General features: G+C 67.7%; 23 protein-coding genes. 4 read left to right on the forward strand and 19 right to left on the reverse strand.

The features are described from left to right. Nucleotides 1-165: 165 nt before the first annotated feature. The 13 genes from J2X52_RS12195 to J2X52_RS12255 all read right to left on the reverse strand — a co-directional run bounded on the left by J2X52_RS12195 (nucleotide 166) and on the right by J2X52_RS12255 (nucleotide 12,511). Nucleotides 166-795 carry a regulatory protein RecX gene (locus J2X52_RS12195; RefSeq protein WP_310153592.1) on the reverse strand — a complete coding sequence of 210 codons (630 nt, stop codon included), beginning with the start codon at nucleotides 793-795 and terminating at the stop codon, nucleotides 166-168. Then, the gene (gene recA / locus J2X52_RS12200; RefSeq protein WP_232137357.1) at nucleotides 773-1,816 is read right to left on the reverse strand and encodes a recombinase RecA; all 1,044 of its coding nucleotides are present in this window, start codon (nucleotides 1,814-1,816) and stop codon (nucleotides 773-775) included. The genes J2X52_RS12195 and recA overlap by 23 nt, the downstream gene beginning before the upstream one ends. A 186-nt stretch (nucleotides 1,817-2,002) precedes the next feature. Next, nucleotides 2,003-2,644 (reverse strand): transcriptional repressor LexA, encoded by a 642-nt coding sequence (gene lexA, locus J2X52_RS12205; protein WP_310153597.1) that lies wholly within the window; start codon nucleotides 2,642-2,644, stop codon nucleotides 2,003-2,005. A gap of 71 nt (nucleotides 2,645-2,715) precedes the next feature. Further along, entirely contained in the window at nucleotides 2,716-4,698 is a 1,983-nt protein-coding gene (locus J2X52_RS12210; protein ID WP_310153599.1) for a 3-hydroxybutyrate oligomer hydrolase family protein, read from the reverse strand. A 227-nt stretch (nucleotides 4,699-4,925) separates the two neighbouring features. Then, nucleotides 4,926-6,044, reverse strand: a complete 1,119-nt coding sequence (gene truD, locus J2X52_RS12215) for a tRNA pseudouridine(13) synthase TruD (protein ID WP_310153602.1) — start codon at nucleotides 6,042-6,044, stop codon at nucleotides 4,926-4,928. Further along, nucleotides 6,034-6,531 carry a 2-C-methyl-D-erythritol 2,4-cyclodiphosphate synthase gene (gene ispF / locus J2X52_RS12220; RefSeq protein WP_310153605.1) on the reverse strand — a complete coding sequence of 166 codons (498 nt, stop codon included), beginning with the start codon at nucleotides 6,529-6,531 and terminating at the stop codon, nucleotides 6,034-6,036. Before ispF ends, truD begins: the two co-directional genes overlap by 11 nt. Before the next feature lie 273 nt (nucleotides 6,532-6,804). Continuing rightward, nucleotides 6,805-7,518 (reverse strand): 2-C-methyl-D-erythritol 4-phosphate cytidylyltransferase, encoded by a 714-nt coding sequence (gene ispD, locus J2X52_RS12225; RefSeq protein ID WP_310153607.1) that lies wholly within the window; start codon nucleotides 7,516-7,518, stop codon nucleotides 6,805-6,807. Beyond that, nucleotides 7,515-7,871: a cell division protein FtsB gene (ftsB, locus tag J2X52_RS12230; protein ID WP_310153610.1), complete on the reverse strand. Its 357-nt coding sequence runs from the start codon at nucleotides 7,869-7,871 to the stop codon at nucleotides 7,515-7,517. The genes ispD and ftsB overlap by 4 nt, the downstream gene beginning before the upstream one ends. 19 nt (nucleotides 7,872-7,890) lie before the next feature. Further along, nucleotides 7,891-9,177 carry a phosphopyruvate hydratase gene (eno, locus tag J2X52_RS12235; RefSeq protein WP_310153613.1) on the reverse strand — a complete coding sequence of 429 codons (1,287 nt, stop codon included), beginning with the start codon at nucleotides 9,175-9,177 and terminating at the stop codon, nucleotides 7,891-7,893. Between the two features lie 83 nt (nucleotides 9,178-9,260). Continuing rightward, a complete protein-coding gene (kdsA, locus tag J2X52_RS12240; protein WP_310153615.1) occupies nucleotides 9,261-10,094 on the reverse strand; it encodes a 3-deoxy-8-phosphooctulonate synthase in 834 nt (277 codons plus the stop codon). Further along, nucleotides 10,091-10,378 carry a hypothetical protein gene (locus J2X52_RS12245; protein WP_310153618.1) on the reverse strand — a complete coding sequence of 96 codons (288 nt, stop codon included), beginning with the start codon at nucleotides 10,376-10,378 and terminating at the stop codon, nucleotides 10,091-10,093. The genes kdsA and J2X52_RS12245 overlap by 4 nt, the downstream gene beginning before the upstream one ends. Continuing rightward, nucleotides 10,375-12,039, reverse strand: coding sequence for a CTP synthase (locus tag J2X52_RS12250; protein ID WP_310153706.1), 1,665 nt, complete (start codon nucleotides 12,037-12,039; stop codon nucleotides 10,375-10,377). Before J2X52_RS12250 ends, J2X52_RS12245 begins: the two co-directional genes overlap by 4 nt. A gap of 172 nt (nucleotides 12,040-12,211) precedes the next feature. Then, on the reverse strand, nucleotides 12,212-12,511 hold the full coding sequence (locus J2X52_RS12255) for a hypothetical protein (RefSeq protein ID WP_310153621.1): 300 nt from the start codon (nucleotides 12,509-12,511) through the stop codon (nucleotides 12,212-12,214). A gap of 302 nt (nucleotides 12,512-12,813) precedes the next feature. Here J2X52_RS12255 and parE point away from each other — a divergent pair, with 302 nt between their 5' ends. The 3 genes from parE (at nucleotide 12,814) to J2X52_RS12270 (ending at nucleotide 15,844) form a co-directional block, all read left to right on the forward strand. Continuing rightward, nucleotides 12,814-14,703 (forward strand): DNA topoisomerase IV subunit B, encoded by a 1,890-nt coding sequence (gene parE, locus J2X52_RS12260; protein ID WP_310153624.1) that lies wholly within the window; start codon nucleotides 12,814-12,816, stop codon nucleotides 14,701-14,703. 106 nt (nucleotides 14,704-14,809) lie between these two features. Next, nucleotides 14,810-15,109 carry a hypothetical protein gene (locus J2X52_RS12265; protein ID WP_310153628.1) on the forward strand — a complete coding sequence of 100 codons (300 nt, stop codon included), beginning with the start codon at nucleotides 14,810-14,812 and terminating at the stop codon, nucleotides 15,107-15,109. A gap of 87 nt (nucleotides 15,110-15,196) precedes the next feature. Next, the gene (locus J2X52_RS12270) at nucleotides 15,197-15,844 is read left to right on the forward strand and encodes a hypothetical protein (RefSeq protein ID WP_310153630.1); all 648 of its coding nucleotides are present in this window, start codon (nucleotides 15,197-15,199) and stop codon (nucleotides 15,842-15,844) included. Here the strand turns inward: J2X52_RS12270 and mdtD are convergent. The 6 genes from mdtD to J2X52_RS12300 all read right to left on the reverse strand — a co-directional run bounded on the left by mdtD (nucleotide 15,835) and on the right by J2X52_RS12300 (nucleotide 22,689). Continuing rightward, nucleotides 15,835-17,262, reverse strand: a complete 1,428-nt coding sequence (gene mdtD / locus J2X52_RS12275; protein WP_310153635.1) for a multidrug transporter subunit MdtD — start codon at nucleotides 17,260-17,262, stop codon at nucleotides 15,835-15,837. The genes J2X52_RS12270 and mdtD overlap by 10 nt on opposite strands. Next, on the reverse strand, nucleotides 17,259-18,068 hold the full coding sequence (gene hutG / locus J2X52_RS12280; protein ID WP_310153637.1) for an N-formylglutamate deformylase: 810 nt from the start codon (nucleotides 18,066-18,068) through the stop codon (nucleotides 17,259-17,261). Before hutG ends, mdtD begins: the two co-directional genes overlap by 4 nt. Nucleotides 18,069-18,120: 52 nt before the next feature. Then, entirely contained in the window at nucleotides 18,121-19,509 is a 1,389-nt protein-coding gene (gene gorA / locus J2X52_RS12285; protein WP_310153640.1) for a glutathione-disulfide reductase, read from the reverse strand. Continuing rightward, the gene (locus tag J2X52_RS12290; protein ID WP_310153643.1) at nucleotides 19,506-20,753 is read right to left on the reverse strand and encodes an FAD-dependent oxidoreductase; all 1,248 of its coding nucleotides are present in this window, start codon (nucleotides 20,751-20,753) and stop codon (nucleotides 19,506-19,508) included. The genes gorA and J2X52_RS12290 overlap by 4 nt, the downstream gene beginning before the upstream one ends. Nucleotides 20,754-20,763: 10 nt before the next feature. Further along, complete coding sequence (locus J2X52_RS12295; protein WP_310153646.1) at nucleotides 20,764-21,999, reverse strand: DUF418 domain-containing protein; 1,236 nt, start codon at nucleotides 21,997-21,999, stop codon at nucleotides 20,764-20,766. Nucleotides 22,000-22,209: 210 nt separating this feature from the next. Continuing rightward, a complete protein-coding gene (locus J2X52_RS12300) occupies nucleotides 22,210-22,689 on the reverse strand; it encodes a peptidylprolyl isomerase (protein ID WP_310153649.1) in 480 nt (159 codons plus the stop codon). Between the two features lie 89 nt (nucleotides 22,690-22,778). Here J2X52_RS12300 and J2X52_RS12305 point away from each other — a divergent pair, with 89 nt between their 5' ends. Then, nucleotides 22,779-23,348, forward strand: coding sequence for a C40 family peptidase (locus tag J2X52_RS12305; protein WP_310153652.1), 570 nt, complete (start codon nucleotides 22,779-22,781; stop codon nucleotides 23,346-23,348). The last annotated feature ends 294 nt before the right edge of the window (nucleotides 23,349-23,642 follow it).

Below are 23,642 nucleotides of genomic sequence, written 5' to 3' on the forward strand. Positions count from 1 at the left end.
GACGGACGTGCTGGAGGGGAATGGGCACCCCCGGCAGCCGCGCGCGCCCATCGTCGACGGGTGCCGGTCCGGAGCCATGCCCACAGCCGCAAAGGGTAGCAGGCCGTCCGGGGGCCACGCGCGCCCGCACTTCCGGTGGATATCCGCCCGTGCCTTCCGCAGTGCCTAATCGCCTCGCAACGCACGGACCGCGCCGTAGGCGGTCTCGCCATCGAATCCACGGCGCAACAGGAAATCCACTGCTTTGCGCCGCAACGCCGGATCGTCCGTAAACGCGGCCACGTCGTACCGACGCTCGAGCAGATCGCGCGCACGTCCCGGCCAGTCGGCCTCGCCATCGGCGGCCAGTGATTCGAAGGCGGCGGCAATCGTGCCCGCATCGAGCCGGTGCGTCGCCAGTTCGGCCTCGATCCGCAGCGGGCCGTGTCCGCCGGTCGCCCGGGCGCGCGCAAGGCTCGCGGCGAAACGTCCATCGTCCTGCCAGCCGGCGTCGCGCATGCGCTCGACGGCTTCGGCGGCGGCGTCGGGCTCGATCCCGCGCGCTGCAAGCTTGCGCAGGAGTTCGGATTGCGAGTGCTCACGCCGCACCAGCAACGACAACGCCCGCTGGGCGGGCGTCAGTTCGCGGCGTTTCTTGCGCCTGCCGGTGGCAGGCGCGTCACTCTCGGTGCTCGATCCAGACCCGGCTGCGTCGAAGCCTTCCACGGACCCGCCAGCCGGCAGGTCCGTGTCATGCGCTTCGCCGCTGCCGGGCAGGCCCGGCGCGACCGGCTCAGTCGTCGTCGTTTTCTTCATTGCCCGCCGCTGCGGCCGCCAGCACTGCCGCAGGCAGCAGCTTCTCGCGGATGCCCGCCTCGATGCGCGCGGCGACTTCCGGGTTGTCCTTCAGGTACTGGCGGGCGTTCTCCTTGCCCTGCCCGATCCGCTCGTCGCCCGCGCTGTACCAAGCGCCCGCCTTTTCGATCAGCTTGGCCTCGACACCCATGTCGATCAGCTCGCCTTCGCGGCTGATGCCTTCGCCGTAGAGGATTTCGGTGATGACCTGCTTGAACGGGGGCGCCATCTTGTTCTTGACGACCTTGATGCGGGTCTGGTTGCCGATGATCTCGTCGCCCTTCTTGATCGCACCGATGCGGCGGATGTCGAGGCGGACAGAGGCGTAGAACTTCAGCGCGTTGCCGCCGGTCGTCGTCTCGGGGCTCTGGCCCGGCATCATGATGCCGATCTTCATGCGCAGCTGGTTGATGAAGAACACCATGCAGTTGCTGCGCTTGATGTTGCCGGTCAGCTTGCGCAGCGCTTGGCTCATCAGGCGGGCCTGCAGGCCCGGCAACTGGTCGCCCATCTCGCCTTCGATTTCGGCACGCGGGGTCAGCGCGGCGACCGAGTCGATGACGACCATGTCGACCGAGTTCGAGCGCACCAGCATGTCGGCGATCTCGAGCGCCTGCTCACCCGTGTCGGGCTGCGAGACCAGCAGATCCTCGACGTTGACGCCGAGCTTCGCGGCGTACGTCGGATCTAGCGCATGCTCGGCGTCGATAAACGCCGCGACGCCACCGAGCTTCTGGCACTGCGCGATCGTCTGCAGGGTCAGCGTGGTCTTGCCCGAGGATTCAGGGCCGTAGACCTCGATGACGCGGCCGCGCGGCAGGCCGCCGATACCGAGTGCGAGATCAAGCTGCAGCGAACCGGTCGGAATCACCGGGACCACTTCCGACACGCGGTCGCCCATGCGGATCACCGAGCCCTTGCCGAACTGCTTCTCGATCTGGCTCAGGGCTGCGGAGAGCGCGCGCTTCTTGTTCTCGTCCATCGTGGTGGTCCTCGTCATTCGTGTTCCGGTCTGGTGGAGGCATCCTCGCAATCACAGGTCGCACAGGCTGCGACGCTGCAGGGAGAATGCAAAATTAAGTGGGTGGATGCGCGCCGGTCAGCGGCGCGCGACGCGGATGCCCGTCGGAGAACGCCGCGCGCGCCATGCGCCGGAGCGGCAAGTCGCTCAACGGTTCGGCCTGACCAGCCCGCAATACAGGCCTTCGATCGCGAAGTCCTGGTCGGGCAGCACCTCGATGGGTGCGTAATCGGGATTGCGCGGCATCAAGCGGATGCGGTCCTTGCCGATCTTCAGCAGCTTGACCGTGATCGCGTCATCGACCCGGGCGACGACGATCTGGCCCGAGCGCGCATCGCGGGTGCGGTGCACGCCGATCAGATCGCCTTCGAAGATACCTTCGTCGCGCATCGAATCGCCCTTGACCTTGAGCAGGTAGTCGGGCGACGGCGAGAACAGCACCCGGTCGAGCACGAGGTAGTCGTCGGAGCCGATGTCCGCACCGATCGGCGCGCCGGCAGCGACCTGTCCGAGCACCGGCAGGCGCAGGGCTTCGTCCGGCGTCGCGCCAAGTGTCAGCGCATGTTGCGCCTGCTGCACCGGCACCAGTACCCGGATGCCGCGCGCCCGCCCCGGCACCCGCTCGATCGCGCCGGCAGCTTCGAGTGCATCGAGGTGGTACTGCGCGGCGCGCACACCGCTGAAGCCGAATGCACGGGCGATCTCGGTCTGCGACGGCGGCATGCCTTCGGACGCGATGCGCTCGCCGATCATCTCGAGAATGGCGTGCTGGGTCTGGGTGATGTCCATGGTGAGTAGTATTACTACTAACGCATGGGCGGTGCAAGCGCTGGCGTCCGTGCGGGGCCAGGCGTCGCAGGTCAGCGCGGGATGGCGAGGTGGGCGGCGTCCAGTGCCTTGCCGGCACCGCGCGGGGTCGTGGAGATGGAAGCATCCGTCGGCAGTGCGCTCTTGTCGTCCAGGTGCGCGTCGACGTGGTCGAGCGCGGCATACACATACGGCAGCAGCGGCACATAGCGCGCTGCGTAGTCCGGCAATCCGAGGAACCCGTCGAAATGCTGCGCGTTGGCAACCTGCCACAGGCGCACGTCGCGCCCCGCGGCCTGTGCCCAGCCGACGTAGGGGGTGCTGGTGAAGGCCAACGGAATCAGGCCGTCGTCGGTGCCGTGGACCACCACGACCGGCAGGCCTGCGCGCGGCAGGCCGACCCGGGTTTCGGCGATGCCGGCCTGGACGCGACGCGCGGCCGCATCGTCGCCTTCATTGAGCGCACGCAGGCACTGCAGGCCCGGCAGCAGCGGATCGGGGCCGGCCATACGCGTGTCGACGAGACCGACGCCCGCACCCGGTGGAATGCCGCTGCCGTCGCTCCACCACGCCGCGCGTTCGATCGCGGTCGACGGACGCGGACTGCCGTCGGGTGCCTGCGCGGCGTAGCGGTACCCGCAGGGATGCGCGTCGGCATCGAAACGGCCATAGGCCGATGCATAGGTCGCGGCGACCGCGCGCCACAGGTCGAAGCCGGCCGACAGCGCGCCGGCACGCAGCGCGCCGTCAGTCCAGCCCTGCGTGCGCAGGATCTCCAACGCGGAGCGCGCCTGCGCCGCGGCATCCTTGCCTTCGACCAGGCCGGCCGCGCGCAGCGAGGCGCAGCGCGCGGTCCACAGCGGTGCAACCTGCGCGGTCAACGGCGGCTGCGGCAGATTGTCGACCGCCAGCAGCGCGCACGGCATCAGCAGCGCCGCCTCGGTGGTGTAGTCGTAAAGCGAACGCGCGCCGGGCGCATCGACATGGATGCTGGGCTCGCCGGCGACCACGGCATCGAGCCAGTCGCCTTCGAGCTCCGCCGCGCGCAGCACCGCGCCGCCGCCGTTGGAAATCCCGACCGCGATGACGCGGGTGTTGTCGAAATCGAACGGCGCGTCGTCGGGATACGCCTCGCCAAGGGCCTGCAGGGCGAATTCGGCGGCCTGGCGCACATGACGGCCCCAGTCGGCCTCGGGGTTGTCGCCAGAATGCGCATGCTTGAACGCGACGCCCTGCCCCGCGCCCTCAGGCGCGAACACGGCCTGCGTGCGACCGGCGGACGGCGTGCCATCGGCCGCGATGCCGATGCCCGCGTCTGCATCGAAGTAATCGGTGCCTGCACCCTTGTCGGTGTACGCGACGGCGCAGCCCTTCGGCAGACCCCAGGCGCCGGCGACGGCGATCGCGCCATAGATGCCGCGGGAGCCGGACGACGCGGTCACCACGATGCAGCGGCGCTTGCGGTCGAAGCCGTCGGGCACCTGCACCAGCACGCGATGTGGCTGCGAGGCACCGGGCACCGTCGCCAAGGCGTGGAACTCGCGGCCCGGCACCGTGGCAAGGCTGCCGTAGAGCGTGCCGTAGCCGCCGCCGGGCGCGAGGTCGGCGATGCCGCGCCAGTTCGCCCATAGCGCGCGGCGGCGCGCTTCGGCGGCGAGCGGACGCTCGGGATCGGCAAATGCCGGCGGAGTCATCGCCTGCAGGCCGACCAGACCGAGGCCGGCGGTCAGCAGGTCGTCATTGCCGCGATGGAGACTGGTGCGCTGGGCAGTGAACATCGTGGCGTCGTCTCCGCGCATCGAGGCAGGATCGCCTCGCGTCGCATTGCCGGCACAGGCGGCGCACGTGGCGAAGCGTAGGGGACGGAACATGCAGGTCCCAGTCGCGCAGGCAGCGTAGCAGCACATCCGCTGTGGGCCATCGTACTTTGTCGTAAGGCGCGGAACTGGCTTGTGCTTGCCCAGACGTCTGAGCGCCGGGACGGTGAACTGGTGATTCGAGAACGCGGATGATTCGATCCGTCCCTCGTCACCCATTGATAGACCATCGCGCTCGATGCCCGGGTTGCCGATCGCCGACGACGCCCCTTTTCCGCCGTATTGGATGACGCGCGACGCACGGGCGCAGGCCGCCGGTGTGCATGCGGACTAGATGGTCCGGAAGCAGCACACCACGGTGGTACTTCGCGGCACTGGCCCGCGAGCAGGTCCGTCGACGTGACGGCCTCTGCCCTTGCGCCATATCCCTGCGGCACGCGCGGGGATCAAACGTCCGTCGGCGCTGCCGCCGCCAGCCGACGGACGGCGGCGTTGCCGATAGTGCCGAGTTCGGCGAGCACCGAGGTCGCGTAGCAACCGGCCGGCAATACGAACGCAATTTGCAGCCGGTCTGGCGACTGCCAGGTCCACTCCAAATCGCCCGGTCGCAGCCGGGTCGCGCGGCGTTCCTGCGACAGTCCGGCGGTTTCCAGACCGTCGCGCAGCGCGAGCGCCTGCGCATCTTCGAGCGCCGCGGTTTCGCGCACGAGCGCCGTGCCCGTGCTCCGCAGCGGGCCACGGCCCCACAGGGGCGCGGTGGGATGGATATCGTGCGCGGCGACGCGCGCGTCGAGTGCGGCGCTGGCCGGCTCGGGTCCGAACACGCTGCGGCTGCCGTCGAGCATCCACACCTCGCCGTCTAGACCTGTGTCCCAGTCGCCGCCCTCGACACGCGCAGCAAGCACGCGGTTGAACAGGGCCGAGCGCGCGGCCGACAACAGCATCGCGCGCTGATCGCGATCCATGCGCCGACGCGGCGCGGCGAACATGCGCAGCGCCTTGTCGACGTTGCCGCCGTCGTGGCCGAAGCGTTGTTCGCCGAAATAGTTGGGCACACCGCGTGCGGCAATCACTTCGAGGCGAGCGTCGATCGCGGCAGCATCGCCGACGACGTCGCGCAGGGTCAGCACGAAGCGGTTGCCCGCCAAGGCTCCACGCGGCAGTTTCCTCGAATGCCGCGCCTGCGCCAGTACGCGCAGCGACTGTCCATGACCCGTCGCCAGGGCTTCGAGCGCGGCGATGTCGGGTGCGTCGCGGCCCGGAAGCTGCACGGTGAAACGCTGTGTCGTCAGCGCGTGGCGATCCTTTAGGCCGGCATAGCCGACCGCGCGACCGTCCACGTCCGCCCATTGCGCCAGCAGGCGCGCGACAAACGCGGTGTTCATGCCCGTCTTCTCGACCGTCAGCAGCAGGTGCTCGCCCGCGCCGCTGGCCTCGAAGCTGTCGATCTCGTCGACGCGGAAGTCGGAAGGATGCTGGCGGATCGTCGCCGACAGTACCGGCGCGCCATGCGCGGTCGGCGTGCCGGTCGCGATGTCGGCGCTGCCGTCCGCCTCAGCCGTCATCTCGCACCAGCAGGCACACGGCCTGTGCGGCGATGCCTTCGCCACGGCCGGTGAAGCCGAGCTGCTCGCTGGTCGTCGCCTTGACCGACATGCAGTCGAGCGCGATGCCGAGGTCCTCGGCGATCGCCGCGCGCATTGCTGAGGCGTGCGGACCGATCTTCGGCCGCTCGCAGATCACGGTGACGTCGGCATTGCCGACGCGCCAGCCACGCTGGGCCAGCAGCGTGTTGCAGTGACGCAGCAGCGCGCGGCTGTCGGCGCCCTTCCAGCGATCATCCGACGGCGGGAAGTGCACGCCGATATCGCCGAGCGCGAGCGCACCCAGCATCGCGTCGCACAGCGCGTGCAGTGCGACATCGCCATCGCTGTGCGCGAGCACGCCCCGCTCGAACGGAATACGGACGCCGCCGACCATGACGTGGTCGCCGTCGCCGAAGGCGTGGACGTCGAAGCCCTGGCCGATGCGGAAAGCAGGCGTGGCGGTCATGGGTTGGGCCCTGCAGAAAACGGGACGGCAGCTTGCCATGGATCGGGGCGTGGGCAAGTCGGGAGTGCGCCAGGACAAAGGTGCCGGAACCATCACCTGGAGGTCTTTTGGTCGGCCGGGTGGAGCGTCAGCGAACCCCACATTGGATCGGGCGGCGCGCTTGCCGGCGTGCGGAAGATGCCTTCCTGTAATGCTCCATGCCTCTTGCGAACCGCTTCAGTGCGCTCGGAGCTGCTCTCGGCAGCGCCCTGCCCTCACTCGACGCGCAGAGCGTCACAGACGGCGCGACAACTCGAACTCGAAGCGCGCGAAATCGGCCGGCGTGGTGATCTTGAAGTTGTCCTCGCGGCCTTCGACCAGCAGCGGGCGGGCGCCCTGGCGCTCCATGGCCATGGCTTCGTCGGTGACGGCGATACCGTCGGCGTCGGCAGCCTCCAGTGCGCGCGCCAGTTGCAGGCGGCGGAACAGCTGCGGGGTCAGCGCCCGCCACAGGCGTTCGCGCGGTTCGGTGCCGTCGATGCCGCCATCGTCGCCGGCGCGCTTGAGGGTGTCGCGTACGGGCGCGGCGAGAATCGCGCCGACCGGATCCATGCGGCCGCGTTCGAGCAGGGCATCAAGATCGTCGGCATGCAGGTTCGGGCGGGCGGCATCGTGCACCAGCACGAAGTCGTCCGGACGGACCGATTCGGGCAATGCGCGAAGACCCGCGAGTACCGAGGCCGCACGCGTGGCACCGCCCGCAGCGCGAACCCACGGCTTGCCATGCAGCACGGCCTCAGGCACGACAGGCGCGTCTTCCGCACCCAGCACCAGCACAACGCCAGCGATGCCGGGATGACACGCGAGCGCGTCAAGCGTGTGCGCCAACACGCTGCGCCCACCGACGTCGAGAAATTGTTTCGGCACCTCGCCACCGAACCGGCTGCCGCGACCGGCGGCCGGCACGATCACCCAGAGCCCGCCCCGGACCCGATCCGGGGTGCTCAAGGCGTCTGGTCCTGCGCGCGGCGCTGGGCGTCGGGGTCGAGCGCGTGCTCGGCCGGCAGCGGCGCGATGCGCGCATCGTCGACGACGCGGTAGAAGGTCTCGCCGGGCTTGATCATGCCGAGCTCGCCACGCGCACGTTCCTCGATCGCCGCCTCACCGGATTTCAGATCGGCGACTTCCGCAGCGAGTGCGGCATTGCGCTGTTCAAGGCCTTCGTTCTGACGCGCCTGCGCCTCGACGCGACCGCGCAGTTCCTCGACCTGTTCGGTCCCGCCCACGCCGAACCACAACCGGTACTGCAACCAGGCCAGCAGCGTGGCGAGCACCAGCAGCACGACGAGCAACGCGCGCATCGACCTGTGACCTGTGGAATCAGCGCTTCAGCGACACGAACGCATCGCGACCGGCGTACCGGGCAGCGCTGCCCAGGGCCTCTTCGATGCGCAGCAGCTGGTTGTACTTGGCGACGCGATCGCTGCGGCACAGCGAACCGGTCTTGATCTGCGTGGCGGTGGTGGCGACCGCGATGTCGGCGATCGTCGTGTCCTCGGTCTCGCCCGAACGGTGCGAAACGACCGCGGCATAGCCGGCCGCATCCGCCATCGCGATGGCTTCGAGCGTCTCGGTCAGCGTGCCGATCTGGTTGACCTTGATCAGGATCGCGTTCGCGGTCTTCGAATCGATGCCTTCCTTGAAGATCTTCGGGTTGGTGACGAACAGATCGTCACCAACCAGCTGCACCTTGTCACCGATGCGGTCGGTCAGCAGCTTCCAGCTGGCCCAATCGTCCTCGGCCATGCCGTCCTCGATCGTGACGATCGGATACTGCGCGGCCCAGTCGGCGAGGAAGTCGACGAACTGTTCGCCGGTCAGGCGCTTGTTCTCACCGACCAGGTGGTACTTGCCGTTGTCATGGAATTCGCTCGAGGCGACGTCCAGACCCAGCAGCACGTCGTCGCCCGCGGCGTAACCGGCCTTGCCGATTGCTTCGAGGATGGTATCGAGCGCTTCGACATTGCTGCGGAAGTCCGGTGCGAAGCCGCCCTCGTCTCCAACCGCGGTGCTCAGGCCGTGGCCTTTGAGCACCGACTTGAGCGCATGGAAGATTTCGGTGCCTGCGCGCAGCGACTCGGAAAAGCTGGTGAAGCCGACCGGCAAGACCATGAATTCCTGGAAATCGACGTTGTTGTCGGCATGCGCGCCACCATTGATGATGTTCATCATCGGCACCGGCAGCACCGGCGCGCGGTCGCCGCCGAGCAGCTTCCACAGCGGAATCTTCTTCGACGCGGCCAGCGCGTGCGCATTCGCCATCGAAACGCCCAGCAGCGCATTCGCGCCCAGGCGGCCCTTGTTCTCGGTGCCGTCGAGATCGATCAGGCGCTTGTCGAGCCCGGCCTGGTCGGCGGCGTCGAAGCCCTTGAGCGCCTCGGCGATCGCGCCGTTGACGTTGCCCACGGCCTTCTGCACACCCTTGCCCAGATACCGCGTCTTGTCGCCATCGCGCAGTTCCACCGCCTCACGGGCGCCGGTCGAGGCGCCGGAGGGCACCATCGCACGGCCGAAGCTGCCGTCTTCCAACGTCACTTCGGCTTCGAGGGTCGGATTGCCACGGGAGTCGAGGATTTCGCGGGCGTGGATCTTGGCGATGGTCGTCATGGTCGGTTCGGAAGTCTCGTTCGGCAGAAATGGGAAGGATCAGACGATGGCGCAGCCGCAAGATGATGCGGGCGACGCTGCAGTCAGAGGTCGGATTCGGCAAAGCCCGCGCGCTTGGTCACGGCGTCGAGTTCGAGCATCGTTTCCAACAGCGCGCGCATTCGGTGCAGAGGCCATGCATTCGGGCCGTCGCTGAGCGCCTCTTCCGGCTTGGGATGCGTTTCCATGAACACGCCGGCCACGCCGACGGCGATCGCCGCGCGTGCCAGCACGGGCACGAACTCGCGCTGACCGCCGCTGGAATTGCCCTGCCCGCCCGGCAGCTGCACCGAGTGGGTGGCATCGAACACGACCGGGCAATTGGTTTCGCGCATCACCGCCAGCGAGCGCATGTCACTGACGAGGTTGTTGTAGCCGAAGCTCGCGCCGCGCTCGCAGACCATGATCTGGTCGTTGCCGGTGGACTTGGCCTTCTCGACGACCGGCTTCATGTCCCAGGGCGACAGGAACTGCCCCTTCTTGATGTTGACCGGCTTGCCGGCCGCGCAGACCTTCTTGATGAAGTCGGTCTGGCGCACGAGGAAGGCTGGCGTCTGCAGCACGTCGACGACCGACGCGACCTCGTCCATCGGCGTGTATTCGTGCACGTCGGTGAGCACCGGCACGCCGAGCTGGCGCTTCACTTCACTCAGCACCCGCAGGCCTTCTTCCATGCCCGGGCCGCGAAAGCTCGTGCCGGAGGTGCGATTGGCCTTGTCGAAGCTCGACTTGAAGATGAAGTTGATGCCGAGATCGGATGTGATCTCCTTCAACTGGCCGGCGACGTCGAGCTGCAACTGCTCGGACTCGATGACGCACGGACCGGCGATCAGGAAGAACGGCTGGTCGAGACCGACCTCGAATCCACAGAGTTTCATTGCGTCATCCCAGTGCGCAGACCATCCGCGCGTTGTTGTGTCTTACGCCGCGACAGCAGGCAGACGATCGCACAAATCAGCGCGACGACCACCAGCAGCGCGGCCACCAGGCCGGCGCCGATGAGGGTGTACACCAGCCCGTAGCCATAGGGGTCCTGCAGCTGCTGCGTCGCCATCCAGTAGCGGTATCCCAACCACGCCAGCGGAAAACAGGCCGCCGCCGCAACCACCAGGCCCAACGCCCAGCGGTTGCCCGCGCAGCGACGCGAGGCCGGCAGGTTCACCGGATCACTTCATTGAGCAGTTTGCCGCCGGCCTTGCGCTCGCGTGAGGCGCGGACGAAGCCGACGAACAGCGGATGGCCACCGCGCGGCGTCGACAGGAACTCGGGATGCGCCTGGCAGGCGATGAACCACGGATGCTGCGGCAGCTCCACCATCTCCACCAGCAGGTCGTCCATCGACTTGGCGGCGATCACCAGGCCGGCGTCCTCCAGCTGGGTGCGGTAGCGGTTGTTGAATTCGTAACGGTGGCGGTGACGCTCGCCGACGACATCCTGACCGTAGAGTTCGCGCGACTTTGTGCCGGGCTTGAGACGCTGCTCCTGCAGCCCCAAACGCATCGTGCCGCCAAGGTCGCTCTTCTCGTCGCGCCGTTCCACTTCACCGGTCTGCGTGCGCCATTCGGTGATCAGGCCGATCACCGGGTGCGGCGACTGCTTGTCGTTCTCGGTGCTGTTGGCGCTTTCCAGGCCGGCGACGTTGCGCGCCATGTCGACGACGGCCGCCTGCATGCCGTAGCAGATGCCGAAGTACGGCAAGCCCGACTCGCGCGAATACTGCGAAGCCAGCACCTTGCCTTCGAAGCCGCGATCGCCGAAACCGCCGGGCACCAGCACCCCGTCGACATCACCGAGCCACGCGGCGGCGCCGTCGCGCTCGATGTCCTGGGATTCGATCCACTTCAGGCTCACGCGCGTGCGCTGGCGGATGCCGCCGTGCTTGAGCGCTTCGCCGACCGACTTGTAGGCGTCCTTGTGATCGACGTACTTGCCGACGACGCCGATCACGACCTCGTCGATCGGATGCTCCACTGCCTCGACCACATCGACCCATTCCGACAGATCCGCATGCGGCGCGGCCTTGCCGCCCAGCTGCAGGCGTTCGACGATGATCTCGTCCAGACCCTGGGCATGCAGCCACATCGGAATCTTGTGGATGTTGTCGAGATCGACGGCGGAGATCACCGCCTTCTCCGACACGTTGGTGAAGGAGGCGATCTTGCGGCGCTCGCTGTCGGGCAGCGGCTGCTCGCTGCGGCACAGCAGGATGTCGGGCTGGATGCCGATCGAACGCAGCTCCTTGACCGAATGCTGCGTGGGCTTGGTCTTCAGCTCGCCGGCGGCCGCGATGTAGGGCACCAGGGTGAGATGCATGAAGACGGCCTTGTCGCTGCCGCGGTCGGTGCGGATCTGGCGGATGGCTTCGAGGAACGGCAGCGACTCGATGTCACCCACCGTGCCGCCGATCTCGACCAGCGCCACGTCGAAGCCCTGGGTGGCTTCGTCGATCGCGCGCTTGATCGCGTCGGTGATGTGCGGGATGACCTGCACGGTCGCGCCGAGGTAGTCACCGCGGCGTTCCTTGCGAATCACGCTCTCGTAGATCTTGCCGGTCGTGATCGAGTTCTTGCCCGACAGGCGCACATTGATGAAGCGCTCGTAGTGGCCGAGATCGAGGTCGGTCTCCGCACCGTCGTCGGTCACGTAGACCTCGCCGTGCTGGAACGGGCTCATCGTGCCCGGATCGACGTTGATATAGGGATCGAGCTTCATCATCGTCACCCGCAGGCCGCGGGCTTCGAGAATGGCCGCCAGCGAGGCGGCCGCGATGCCCTTCCCGAGGGAAGAGACCACGCCGCCGGTCACGAACACGAGCGGAGTGATGGAACTGGAAGAAGGCGTCATGGGCACAGCAGGTCGCTGGAAAGCCCCATTCTACAGGCTGTGACCGAATGGCGCCCGGTCGGGCGCACCGAAAGGGCACATCGCCGCCATTCCAGACAGCAGAACGCCCCGGATGACCGGGGCGTTCCGTGGGTGATGCCAGGCGCCTGGATCAGGCCGGATCTTCCTCTTCTTCCTCGACCTGCGGCACCGGCTCTTCAGCGGTCTGTGCGGCGGCCTCGGCCTGCGCGTCGTAGGCCTCGTTCACCGCGTCGGTCGCGTAGTCGGCCTCGGTCGCAGCGGTCTTGGCAGCCTGCGCCGATGCTTCAGCGGTCTGGGCCGCCTGCTCGGCCTGCTGCGCGGCGACCTGGGCGTCGCGGGCCTGCTGCTCGATAGAGGCATCCTGGGCGAACGCGGGGGCAGCGAAGGCGGTGGCGACAATGGCGGCGAACAGCACGTTGCGGGTCTTCATGAGGACTCTCCGATATTTGAATTCGAAAGATGGAGCAGCGTTTCGTCTTGCAAACCATCCGCAGTGGAGCGGCGGATGAAGGGTGTCGGCTGGACTGCTCGACGGTTCGAACCTAGCCATTGCAACCCGGCCCGGAACTGAACAACGGCCTGCTTACAACGGGTGCACAAGGCCCTAACTTCACTGCAACCGCTTACACGCAGCGGTGACGCGGATCCGGCGATTTCACGCTGTGACGAGCGGGAAAATCGGCGAACCGTCAATTCCTTTAACATGCGCCGATTCCCGCCGCGCAGCATCGAATGAACACCCGTTACAACGCCGCCGACATCGAAGTCCTCTCTGGCCTGGATCCGGTCAAGCGCCGCCCCGGCATGTACACCGACACCACGCGCCCGAACCATCTGGCGCAGGAAGTCATCGACAACGCCGTCGACGAAGCGCTGGCCGGGCACGCCCGCGAGATCGCAGTCACGCTGTTCAAGGACGGCAGCTGCGAGGTATCCGACGACGGCCGCGGCATGCCGGTCGACATCCATCCGGAAGAAAAGATTCCGGGCGTGGAGCTGATCCTCACCCGGCTGCACGCGGGCGGAAAGTTCAACAACAAGAACTACACCTTCAGCGGCGGCCTGCATGGCGTCGGCGTCAGCGTGGTCAATGCGCTCTCGACGCTGGTGGAAGTGCACATCAAGCGCGACGGCAGCGAGCACCGCATCACTTTCCAGAACGGCGACCGCGCCTCGCCGCTGGAAGTCGTCGGCACGGTCGGCAAGAAGAACACCGGCACCCGCGTGCGCTTCTGGGCCGACCCGAAGTATTTCGACAGCCCGAAGTTCAGCGTGCGCGCCCTGCGCCACCTGCTGCGCGCCAAGGCCGTGCTGTGTCCGGGTCTGACCGTGACGCTGCTGGACGAAGCGACCGGCGAACGCGACCAGTGGCTGTTCGAAGACGGCCTCCGCGATTACCTCAAGGGCGAGCTTGCCGAACGCGAACTGCTGCCGCCGGAGCTGTTCGTCGGCGCGCTCAAGAAGGACACCGAAACCGTCGACTGGGCGGTCGCGTGGGTGGTCGACGGCGAACTGGTGCAGGAGAGCTACGTCAATCTGATCCCAACCGCGCAGCACGGCACCCATGTCAACGGTCTGCGCACCGGCTTCACCGACGCGCTGCGCGAATTCTGCGACTTCCGCAATCTGCTGCCGCGCGGCGTCAAGCTGGCGCCGGAAGACGTCTGGGACCGCGTCGCCTTCGTGCTGTCGATGAAGATGACCGACCCGCAGTTCTCCGGCCAGACCAAGGAGCGGCTGTCCTCGCGGCAGGCCGCGGGCTTTGTCGAAGGCGCCGCGCACGATGCCTTCAGCCTGTGGCTCAACCAGCACACGGATCTGGGCGAGAAGATCGCCCAGCTGGCGATCGACCGCGCCAGCGCGCGCCTGAAGACCGAAAAGCAGATCGTCCGCAAGAAGGTCACCCAGGGGCCGGCGCTGCCAGGCAAGCTGGCCGACTGCATCAGCCAGGATCTCTCGCGCACCGAATTGTTCCTGGTCGAGGGCGACTCGGCGGGCGGCAGTGCCAAACAGGCGCGCGACAAGGACTTCCAGGCGATCCTTCCCCTTCGAGGCAAGATCCTCAACACCTGGGAAGTGGCGAGCACGTCGGTCCTGGCGTCGGAGGAAGTGCACAACCTGGCGATCGCGATCGGCTGCGATCCGGGCAAGGATGACATCTCCGGCCTGCGCTACGGCAAGGTGGTGATCCTGGCCGATGCCGACTCCGACGGCCTGCACATCGCAACGCTGCTGTGCGCGCTGTTCCTGCAGCACTTTCCGGCGCTGGTCGCGGCCGGCAACATCTTCGTCGCGATGCCGCCGCTGTTCCGTGTCGACGTGGGCAAGCAGGTATTCTACGCGCTGGACGAAGAAGAGAAGCGTCTGCTGCTGGAGAAGATCGCGCGCGAGAAGCTCAAGGGCCAGATCAACGTCACCCGGTTCAAGGGCCTGGGCGAGATGAACCCCTCGCAGTTGCGCGAATCGGCGATCCATCCCGATACGCGCCGCCTGGTGCAGCTGACCATCGACGACAACCTGCAGACGCGTTCACTGGTCGACATGCTGCTGGCGAAGAAGCGCGCCGGTGATCGCAAGGCGTGGCTGGAGACCAAGGGCGACCTCGCGACGCTGGAGGTCTGAGCATGGGGGACGCCGCGTCCGTTCGCGAGCATGCCGAACCGACTGAGTCGGCGCCCGTCGACGCTCACGGCGCCGTGAGCGTCATCCACTGGACGTCGACGTCGCTGTGACGCGACCACGCCCTGTCGCGAGCCTGTTCGCGCTCGGGCTGCTGGCCGGGTGGCCGGTGCTGGCCTGGGCCCTGGTCCGCCTGCTGGTCGACCCGATGCACTGCGGCTTTGCCGGACTGTCTTGCGCCATCGGCATCCTGATCGCGTGCCTGATGGGATGGGTCGGCGGCGCGCTATGCGCGATTGCCGCGCTCAAACGCGGCGAGCGCCGCCCGTTCGCGTTAAGCATGTTGGGCTTGAATCTGCTGCCCTTGGTGATTGCCCTGAGCGACAGCATCGGTGTCCTGACGCACTAGCGGATCCGCACCTGCGCACGATAGCCGGCAGCGCATGGCTAACGGCCGCGTAACGCCTGAATGCGTGTTTCGCGGCACAATCCGGGGATGCCACTTCCCGACCGCCATCTCGATCTCGGCTGCGGTGATGCCCCGCGCAACCCCTACGGGCGTGCGCAGCTGTGCGGCATCGACATCCGCGCCCCCGACGGCGACCTCGCACACGAGCACCGCACCGCGAACCTCGTGGTCGCGCCGATTCCCTACCCCGATGACAACTTCGGCTCGGTGTCGGCCTACGATTTCATCGAGCACGTGCCGCGGATCTTTCCCGATGGCCAAGGCGGCACGCGCTTTCCCTTCATCGAGCTGATGAACGAGGTTTGGCGGGTGCTCGCGCACGACGGCCGTCTGTACGCGCTGACGCCGGCGTTCCCGCACACCGATGCCTTCGTCGATCCGACCCACGTCAACATCATCACCGACGACAGCCACACGTATTTCTGCGGGCCCGCGCCCGACGGGCGCATGTACGGCTTCCACGGGCATTTCGAGATCGTGCGGGTGATCCGCACCGAACGTGGCGCGGCCTACAGCGGCCTGCCCGGCTCGCCGCAGAATCACGGCCCGCGCAAGCTCGCCGCACGCGCATTGCGGCGCTGGCTGCGCTGGATGCGTGGCCGCGCGTTCACGCCGCGCGCGCCGTATCTGCTGTGGGAACTGCGCGCGGTCAAACAAGCGTCGCGTCAGGCCTGATCGCTGGTCTCGACAACGCGCCCCGGAATGCGATGGGTGCGGCCGAGCTGGGCAAAAATCGCCGCCGATGCCAGTGTCAGCGCGCCGATGCAGACGAACGTCCAGCGGAAGGCCGCGAGCACCGGCGCATCGCCGACCGGCTCGCCACTGAAGGCGCCGAGCAGCCCGCCCGCAGTCGCGACCCCCAGACTCATCGCCAGCATCATCACCATCGACAGCAGACTGTTGCCGGCGCTCGCTTCCGGGCCGCCGAGATCGCGCAGCGCCAGGGTGTTCATTGCGGTGAACTGCAGCGAATTGACCGCGCCGAAGATCGCGAACTGGACGATGTGCAGCCAGGTCGGCTGGCCCCTGTCGACCAGTGCGAAGCTGGCCATCGTCAGGCCCGTCAGCACGGTGTTGACCACCAGCACGTTGCGGTAGCCGAAGCGCTGGACCAGCGGCACGACAATGCGCTTGGAGAACATGCCGGCCAACGCGACCGGAATCATCATCAGCCCGGCACGGGTCGGCGGATAGCCGAGTGCGACCTGCAGCAGCAGCGGAATCATGTAGGGCATACCGCTGCTGCCCAGGCGCGCGAACAGGTTGCCCAGCAGGCCGACGCTGAAGGTGCGCGTGCGGAACAAGCTCAGCGGAAACAACGGCGCGACCGCCCGCGCGGCGTGCAGCCAGTACGCGACCAGCGCGGCGAGGCCGGTGACCAGCAGCACGACCAGGGCCGCATGCCGCCCCGCATGGCCGGACAAGGCCTCGACCGACAGCGAGATCGCGATCATGCCGAAGGCGAGCATCGCGTAGCCCGGCAGGTCGAAACGCGACACCGGCGCGCGCAGATCGGGCATCCACTTCAAGGCCGCAATCGCACCGAGCACACCCAACGGCAGGTTGATCAGGAAGATCCAGTGCCAGGACGCGACCTCCGTCAGCCAGCCGCCGAGCGCCGGCCCGATCAGCGGACCGATCAGGCCGGGCACGGTGACGAAACTCATCGCCGCAAGAAACGCCGTGCGCGGCACCGCGCGCAGCACCGCCAGTCGCCCGACCGGCAGCATCATCGCGCCGCCAATGCCCTGCAGCACGCGCGCGGCGACCAGCGCATCGAGGTTCTGCGAGAGCGCACAGGCCAGCGAGCCTGCTGAGAACAACACGATCGCGGCGACGAACAGACGCCGGGTGCCAAAGCGGTCGGCCAGCCAGCCCGACGCGGGAATCAGCATCGCCACCGTCAGCGCGTAGGCCACGACGACCGACTGCATGCGCAGCGGCGACTGGCCCAGATCGACCGCCATCGACGGCAGCGCGGTGTTGACGATCGTGGTGTCGAGCATCTGCATGAACACCGCCGCGGCCACCAGCCACAGCATCGGCCGGAACGGCCTCAGCAGCTCGGAATCGCGGGCGCGCGCGTCGCTCATGCGCGGCGGGCGTCTCCGATGGCATGCCCGATCGCGTCTTCGATCAACATGCGCAGCAGCGGCTGCAGCCGTGCGGCGCGCGCGGCGTCCCAGGCAAAGCTGTCTTCGTCCATGTAGCAGCGCTGGCTGATTTCCAGCTGCACGGCTTCGATGCCGGTCTCCGGGCGTCCGTAATGGCGCGTGATGTGGCCACCCTTGAAGCGCCCGTTGGCGACGAAGCGGAACGTCGACTGCGCCGCCAGTTGCGCGGTCATCCGCGCTTCCAGTTCGGCACTGCAGCTCGCCCCGCTGGCGGTGCCGAGATTGAGATCGGGCAGCGGGCCTTCGAACAGGAACGGCAGCGTGCCGCGGATCGAATGCGCTTCCCACAACACGACCCGCCCGTGCGCGGCCCGCAATCGCGCGAGCTCTTCGGTGAGCGCGGCGTGGTAGGGGCGCCAGTAGGTGTCGATGCGCGCCTTGATGTCGGCTGGTGACGGCTCTGCACCGGGCATGTAGACCGGACCGCCGTCAAAGCGCACCACCGGGCACAGGCCGGTCGTGTTCTGGCCCGGATACAGCGAGACATCGTCTTCGGACCGGTTGAGGTCGACGACATAGCGCGAATGCGTGGGCACCAGCATCGAGGCGCCGAGTTCGCGCGCGAACGCGTAGAGGTCGGCTACGTGCCAGTCAGTGTCGGGCACGCGACGCGATTCACCGGTCAATCCCGAGGCGATCGCGTCGGGCACGCGCGTGCCATTGTGCGGAATGCTGATCAGCAGCGGCGCGGCGCCGCGATGGAGCTCGAAGAGATCGGTGCGCATTGGCGCATTGTAGGCGCGCCCCGGCGATGCCGGTGTCCTCGCCGCCCGACGCTCAGCGCATCAGCACCACTTCCTCGGCGCTGGTCGGGTGGATCGCGATCGTGTCGTGCAGGTCGTCGAGGGCTGCGCCCATCTTCAGCGCGACCGCGAAGCCCTGCAGGATCTCGTCAGCCGCATCGCCGAGCAGATGGATACCGACCACGCGCCGTTCGTCGCCGACGCAGACCAGCTTGAACAGGCTGCGCTGGCTCGATTCAGCCAGCGCCTCGCGCATCGGGCGGAAATTGCTGCAATAGACGTGCACGTCCTCGCCGTAGGTCTCGCGCGCCTGCGCCTCGGTCAGCCCGACCATCGCCAACGGTGGATGCGAGAACACTACCGACGGCACGTTGTCGGCATCCAGCTTCGCATCCGGCTTGCCGCCGAACAGGCGATCGCACAGACGACGCGCCGCAGCGATCGCGACCGGGGTCAGCGTCGGTCCACAGCCGCAGATGTCGCCGACCGCATACACGCCCGGCGCAGGTGTGGATTGCCACGCGTCGACCGGGATGTTGCCGGCCGCATCGGGCGTGATGCCGACGGTGTCGAGCCCGAGATCGCCAGTATTGGGACGGCGGCCGGTCGCGAACAGGACTTCGTCATAGCCGTTGCGCATCGTGCCGTCTTCGGCTTCGAGACGCAGGCCATCGTCGTCGCGATGCAGGGCCTTGAGCCCGTACCCGAACACCAGTTCGATACCCTGCTGGCAGTAGTTGTCCTGCAGCTGCGCGACGAGTTCGGCATCGGCCTGCCGCAGCAGGCGCTGGTCGCGCACGAACACGTCCACCTGGCTGCCGAGCGCCTGCAGCACGCCTGCGAGTTCGACGGCGATATAGCCGCCACCAATGAGCGCGACGCGTGGCGGCGCCTCGCACCAGCGGAAGAAATCGTCGGAGATCGCGCCCAGCGCGGCGCCCGGGATATCGGGACGCTGCGGATGTGAACCGGCGGCCAGCACGATGTGCGGCGCGGTCAGACAGGTACCGTCGTCGCACTCGACGCGGTCGCGCCCGGCAAGCCGCCCACGCGTCGGCAGCACGAGGATGCCGTCGCGATCGAGACGCTTGCGATAGCTGTCATGGATACCGTGGATGTAGCGCTGACGGTCGGTGATGAAGGACGGCCAGTCGAAGGCGACATGCGCATCCATCGGCAGGTCGAAGCCCAGCCGCGCTGCCTGCTCCAAACGCAGGCGCAGATCGGCCGCGAGCCACATCGCCTTCTTCGGCACGCAACCGACGTTCACACAGGTGCCGCCGAGCGGCTGCGGCTCGAGCAGCGCCACGCGCTGGCCGTATTCGGCGGCGCGGAATGCTGCGGCCAGACCACCGGAGCCCCCGCCGATGACGATGAGGTCGAAGTGCAGCAGCGTGGAATCGTCGTGTTGCGATGCGCTCATGCGAACCGCGCCGGCGCGTAGGGCGCGGGGTCGAAACGCGGCGCGTGGCCGCAGATCAGATCGCTCATCAGTTGTCCGGTCGCCACGCTCATGCTGACCCCGAGCATGCCATGCCCGGTCGCGAGCCAGAGGTGACGATGGCCGGGTGCGAGGCCGAGAATCGGCACGTCGTCGACGCTGACCGGACGCCAGCCGTACCACTCTTCCTCACGCACCGGCCCCACCGGCTCACGCAGATATTCGCGCGCGGCGCGCTCCAGCGCATCGAGACGCACGCGATTGAGCGAGCGGTCGTAGCCGGAGAATTCCATGGTGCTGCCAAGCCGGAACCCGCTGTCCCAGACGGTCACGCAGACGCTGCGTTCGTGCAGCACCATCGGCATGCGCGGCACGATCGACGGACGCGAGTAGGTGATCGAGTACCCCTTGCCCGGTTGCACAGGCACCCGCAGCCGCAGCGACTTCGCGAGCAGCGGCGACCAGGCGCCGGTGGCCAGCAGTAGATCGCGCCCGGTCAGCACCCCTTGGCTGGTGTCCACGCGCACGCCGTCGCCGGTGTCCTCGATCGAGCGCACTTCGCAATGTTCGACCAGTTCGCCGCCCAGCGCGCGGAACGCCTGGGCGAGGCCTGCGACGTAGCGATCGGGGCGCAGGCGCGCATCACCAGGAAAGCGAATCGCGCCGACCACGCCCTCGCGCAAGGCCGGCTCCTGGCGCAGATAGTCGGCGCCGTCGATGCGTTCGACCGCGACGCCCAGTGCGCGCAGCTGCGTGGCCTCGTCCTCGAAGGCATCGAAATCGGCTCGGTCGCGATAAACGTAATCAACGCCGGAGGCTTCGAATTCGCAGTCGATACCCAGTGCGTCCAGCCAGTCCGGAAACGCGGCGCGCGAGGCTTCGAGGATCGTCGAGCGCGCGTGCATTGCGCGCAGCCAGTCGGGCCGGTTGCAGTGGCGTGCGAAGCCGATCATCCAGCGCCACAACACCGGGTCAACGCGCGGGCTCACCCGGAACGGCGCGTCGGGCATCAGCATCCAGCGCAGCGCCTTGGCGACGGCGCCGGGCGCGGCGAGCGGCGCGGCGTGGCTCGGCGTGATCGTGCCGCAGTTGCCGTGTGAGCTGCCGCTACCGGCAGTGGCGGCCTCGAGCACGCGGACGCTGCGACCGGCCTGCAGTAGCGCGATGCCGCTGGCGAGGCCGATGACCCCGCCGCCGACGATCAGCACATCGTTACGCGCGTTCAAGCGGGGTCGCTCACGGCAGGGCGGGAATGCGCCGCCAACCCGGACGCCGTCCGTAGGTCAGCCAGCGCCAGGTCCACTCCATCGGCCCATGGCGGTGATGCGACAGCCAGAGGTGGCTGACCGCGATCTGCAGCGCGAATACGCCCAGCACGATGCCGGTCTGCGCTGCGCGGCCGAGTTCACCCCACAAGCCGAATCCGTAGCCGTAGAACACCAGCGAGCAGATCAGCGACTGGCCGAGGTAATGCGTCAACGCCATGCGTCCGGCCGGCGCGAACACGCCGAGCACGCGCGCGCCCGTGGCACTGGTCCAGGCGAGCACGACCAGCGCGACATAGGCCAGCGACATCGGCAGCGCGCCGCACAGCATCAGGCCCTGCGCCAGAATCCCGCGCGGATCCATCGCGCCCAGGGCGAACGTCGTGCCCACGCTGACACCGAGCGCGGTGAACAGCAGTCCCATCGGCAGGGTGAGCGCCAGCAGGCGCCACCAGAACCGGCGCTGCCCGGCCGGTGCCTGCAGCCAGCCGCCGGACATCAGCCAGCTGCCGATCAGGAACACGCCCAGCACCATCGGCACCAACATCGTCTGGCCCATCAGGCCGATCTGCGCGTAGTCGCTGACGCGCTGCACGAGCACCGCACCGAAGCCGCCGTCGGGATAGACACTCGCTGCGCGCTCGGCGCTGGCCGCGATCGGTGCGGTCAGCTCGACCAGTGTGGCCTCGGGCAGCAAGAACATGACGGCGGCGAACAACAGATAGCACGCCGCAATCCCGGCATAGAGCAGCAGGCCGGTCAGCAATTGCCACTTGGGCGCCAGCGTGCGCATCGCCATCAGGATGGCGCCGGCGATCGCATAGGTATGCAGGATGTCGCCTGGCCACAGCACCACGATGTGCAGCACGCCGAACAGCAGCAGTGCCGCCATCCGGCGCAGGTAGACGCGTTCAACCGACAGCCCGGCAGCGGCGATGCGCCCGCTCAGCAGCACGAAGCCCATGCCGAACAACAGCGAGAACATCGTCCAGAACTTGCCGGCGACGAACACGTATACGACCCACGCGACCGCGTAATCGAGCCCCGTCGCATCGACCGGAATGCCCGAACCCATCTGCTGCATCGGCCGGTTGAACCATTCGATGTTCATCGCGAACACGCCGAGCAGCGCGATCCCGCGCAGCACGTCCATGACTTCGAGACGTTCGCCGGTGGGCACCGGTCCAAGCGTGGCTTGTGTCTGCATCCTGCGGTCCTCGCGATATGGGCGCCGCCGGGCGATTGCCGGCGGCGCGGATCATCCCCGGAGCCTGCCCCAACTCCCGCTGCGCGTATCACTCACCGCGCCTGCGGTGCCCGGAGCCCGCCCGTATCGACTCTATCTATATAAGTGGCGCTTTGTTGCCGTCCGCCGCATTGCAGTGGGCCGCGTCTGCGACGGACGCTGCAGCAGGCCTCAGTGCTGGTGGCCGCCGTCGCCGTGCACATGGCCGTGCTCGACTTCCTCGGCCGAGGCTTCGCGCACTTCGACGATCTCGATGTCGAACTGCAGATCCTTGCCGGCCATCGGGTGATTGAGGTCCACGTCGACCACACTCATGCCGATCTTTTCGATCGTCACCGCACGCGGGCCGAAGCTCGTGTTGAGCACGACCTGCTGGCCGACCGAGAGCCGCTGGTCGCCGAAATGCTTCTTGGGCACGCGCTGGGTCATGCCGTCACGGCGCTCGCCGTAGGCGTCGGCCGCGATCACGTCGGCCTTGAAGGTCTCGCCCGCCTCGCGGCCGTCCATCGCCTTCTCCAGGCCCGGAATGATGTTGCCGTGGCCGAACAGGATGGCCAGCGGCTCGCGATCGCGCGAGGTCTCGACCGGCTCCTGGCCCGCTTCGGCGACGCTGTAATGGAAACGGACGACGCGGTCTTTTTCGATCTTCATTGCTGGAATATCCGGGTAGCGCGGCAACGCCGCTTGAGGAGGAAGGTGTGGTGGGGCAGGATGCCGCGATGCAATCCACCGGGCGCCCCATGCAATCAACCCCGCATTATCCGGACTCCAGCACGCCGGCGCCAACCGCCGCGTACCGCTGGCTGGTGCCGCTGCTCGCGGGCAGCCTCGCGCTGGCCGCCTGCGGGCGCCAGGACGTGCGCCCCTCCCCGCCAGCGGCAAAGCCGCAGGCCGCGACCCGTACCTGGACGCCGGTCGCGCCGGCCGACCCGGCGGCGGCGAACGCGGTGCTGATGCGGGCGATCAGCCTCGTCGGCACGCCCTACCGCTATGGCGGCAACACGCCGGAGGGCGGCTTCGACTGCAGCGGGCTGGTGAACTACGTGTTCCGCGACATGCTGGACCTGCGGTTGCCGCGGACCTCACGGGACCTGTTCGCGTATCAGGGGCCGAAGATCGCGCCCGACAGACTCGCCACCGGCGACCTGGTGTTCTTCGGCAGCGGCGGCAATGTGAGCCATGTCGGCATCTATGTCGGCGAGGGCCGGTTCGTCCATGCGCCCAGCACCGGCGGCACCGTGCGGCTGGATCATCTCGACGGCAGTTACTGGCAGCGGACCTATTCCGGCTCCCGGCGCGTGCTGCAGTAGGCCGGGGCGGGTGCCCTGATCCGGTGATCCCGATTGGCGCCGGATGTGTCCCGACACAGCTCTCAAGGACGAATTGCGGCGGGCCTGTCCGGCGCTCGCATCAACGGATTGAATCTCGGCCCTGGCCGTTCAGGAAGGCCGCATTCACTTGGTCTCGACGCCTGTGCGCCGGTCTTCACGTTCCTGCCAGCCTGAAGCGCGACGACGTTTCCTCCACATGACCTTCACTGAATTCTGTTCAAAAACGAGCACTTGTACGCATTCATTAATTTTTGTTTAACAACTTTCACATCC

It is taken from the genome of Luteimonas sp. 3794, assembly GCF_031456825.1.
Lineage (GTDB): Bacteria > Pseudomonadota > Gammaproteobacteria > Xanthomonadales > Xanthomonadaceae > Luteimonas.

What these genes read in the sequence shown, in the direction of transcription:
- kdsA (WP_310153615.1), bottom strand. Translation starts at nt 10,094, where the DNA reads ATGAAACTCTGTGGATTCGAGGTCGGTCTCGACCAGCCGTTCTTCCTG.
- ispF (WP_310153605.1), bottom strand. Translation starts at nt 6,531, where the DNA reads ATGACCGCCACGCCTGCTTTCCGCATCGGCCAGGGCTTCGACGTCCAC.
- J2X52_RS12300 (WP_310153649.1), bottom strand. Translation starts at nt 22,689, where the DNA reads ATGAAGATCGAAAAAGACCGCGTCGTCCGTTTCCATTACAGCGTCGCC.
- lexA (WP_310153597.1), bottom strand. Translation starts at nt 2,644, where the DNA reads ATGGACATCACCCAGACCCAGCACGCCATTCTCGAGATGATCGGCGAG.
- J2X52_RS12295 (WP_310153646.1), bottom strand. Translation starts at nt 21,999, where the DNA reads ATGCAGACACAAGCCACGCTTGGACCGGTGCCCACCGGCGAACGTCTC.
- truD (WP_310153602.1), bottom strand. Translation starts at nt 6,044, where the DNA reads ATGACGGCTGAGGCGGACGGCAGCGCCGACATCGCGACCGGCACGCCG.
- eno (WP_310153613.1), bottom strand. Translation starts at nt 9,177, where the DNA reads ATGACGACCATCGCCAAGATCCACGCCCGCGAAATCCTCGACTCCCGT.
- J2X52_RS12195 (WP_310153592.1), bottom strand. Translation starts at nt 795, where the DNA reads ATGAAGAAAACGACGACGACTGAGCCGGTCGCGCCGGGCCTGCCCGGC.
- J2X52_RS12210 (WP_310153599.1), bottom strand. Translation starts at nt 4,698, where the DNA reads ATGGGTGACGAGGGACGGATCGAATCATCCGCGTTCTCGAATCACCAG.
- J2X52_RS12255 (WP_310153621.1), bottom strand. Translation starts at nt 12,511, where the DNA reads ATGAAGACCCGCAACGTGCTGTTCGCCGCCATTGTCGCCACCGCCTTC.
- parE (WP_310153624.1), top strand. Translation starts at nt 12,814, where the DNA reads ATGAACACCCGTTACAACGCCGCCGACATCGAAGTCCTCTCTGGCCTG.
- J2X52_RS12305 (WP_310153652.1), top strand. Translation starts at nt 22,779, where the DNA reads ATGCAATCAACCCCGCATTATCCGGACTCCAGCACGCCGGCGCCAACC.
- J2X52_RS12270 (WP_310153630.1), top strand. Translation starts at nt 15,197, where the DNA reads ATGCCACTTCCCGACCGCCATCTCGATCTCGGCTGCGGTGATGCCCCG.
- mdtD (WP_310153635.1), bottom strand. Translation starts at nt 17,262, where the DNA reads ATGAGCGACGCGCGCGCCCGCGATTCCGAGCTGCTGAGGCCGTTCCGG.
- recA (WP_232137357.1), bottom strand. Translation starts at nt 1,816, where the DNA reads ATGGACGAGAACAAGAAGCGCGCGCTCTCCGCAGCCCTGAGCCAGATC.
- hutG (WP_310153637.1), bottom strand. Translation starts at nt 18,068, where the DNA reads ATGCGCACCGATCTCTTCGAGCTCCATCGCGGCGCCGCGCCGCTGCTG.
- ftsB (WP_310153610.1), bottom strand. Translation starts at nt 7,871, where the DNA reads ATGCGCGCGTTGCTCGTCGTGCTGCTGGTGCTCGCCACGCTGCTGGCC.
- gorA (WP_310153640.1), bottom strand. Translation starts at nt 19,509, where the DNA reads ATGAGCGCATCGCAACACGACGATTCCACGCTGCTGCACTTCGACCTC.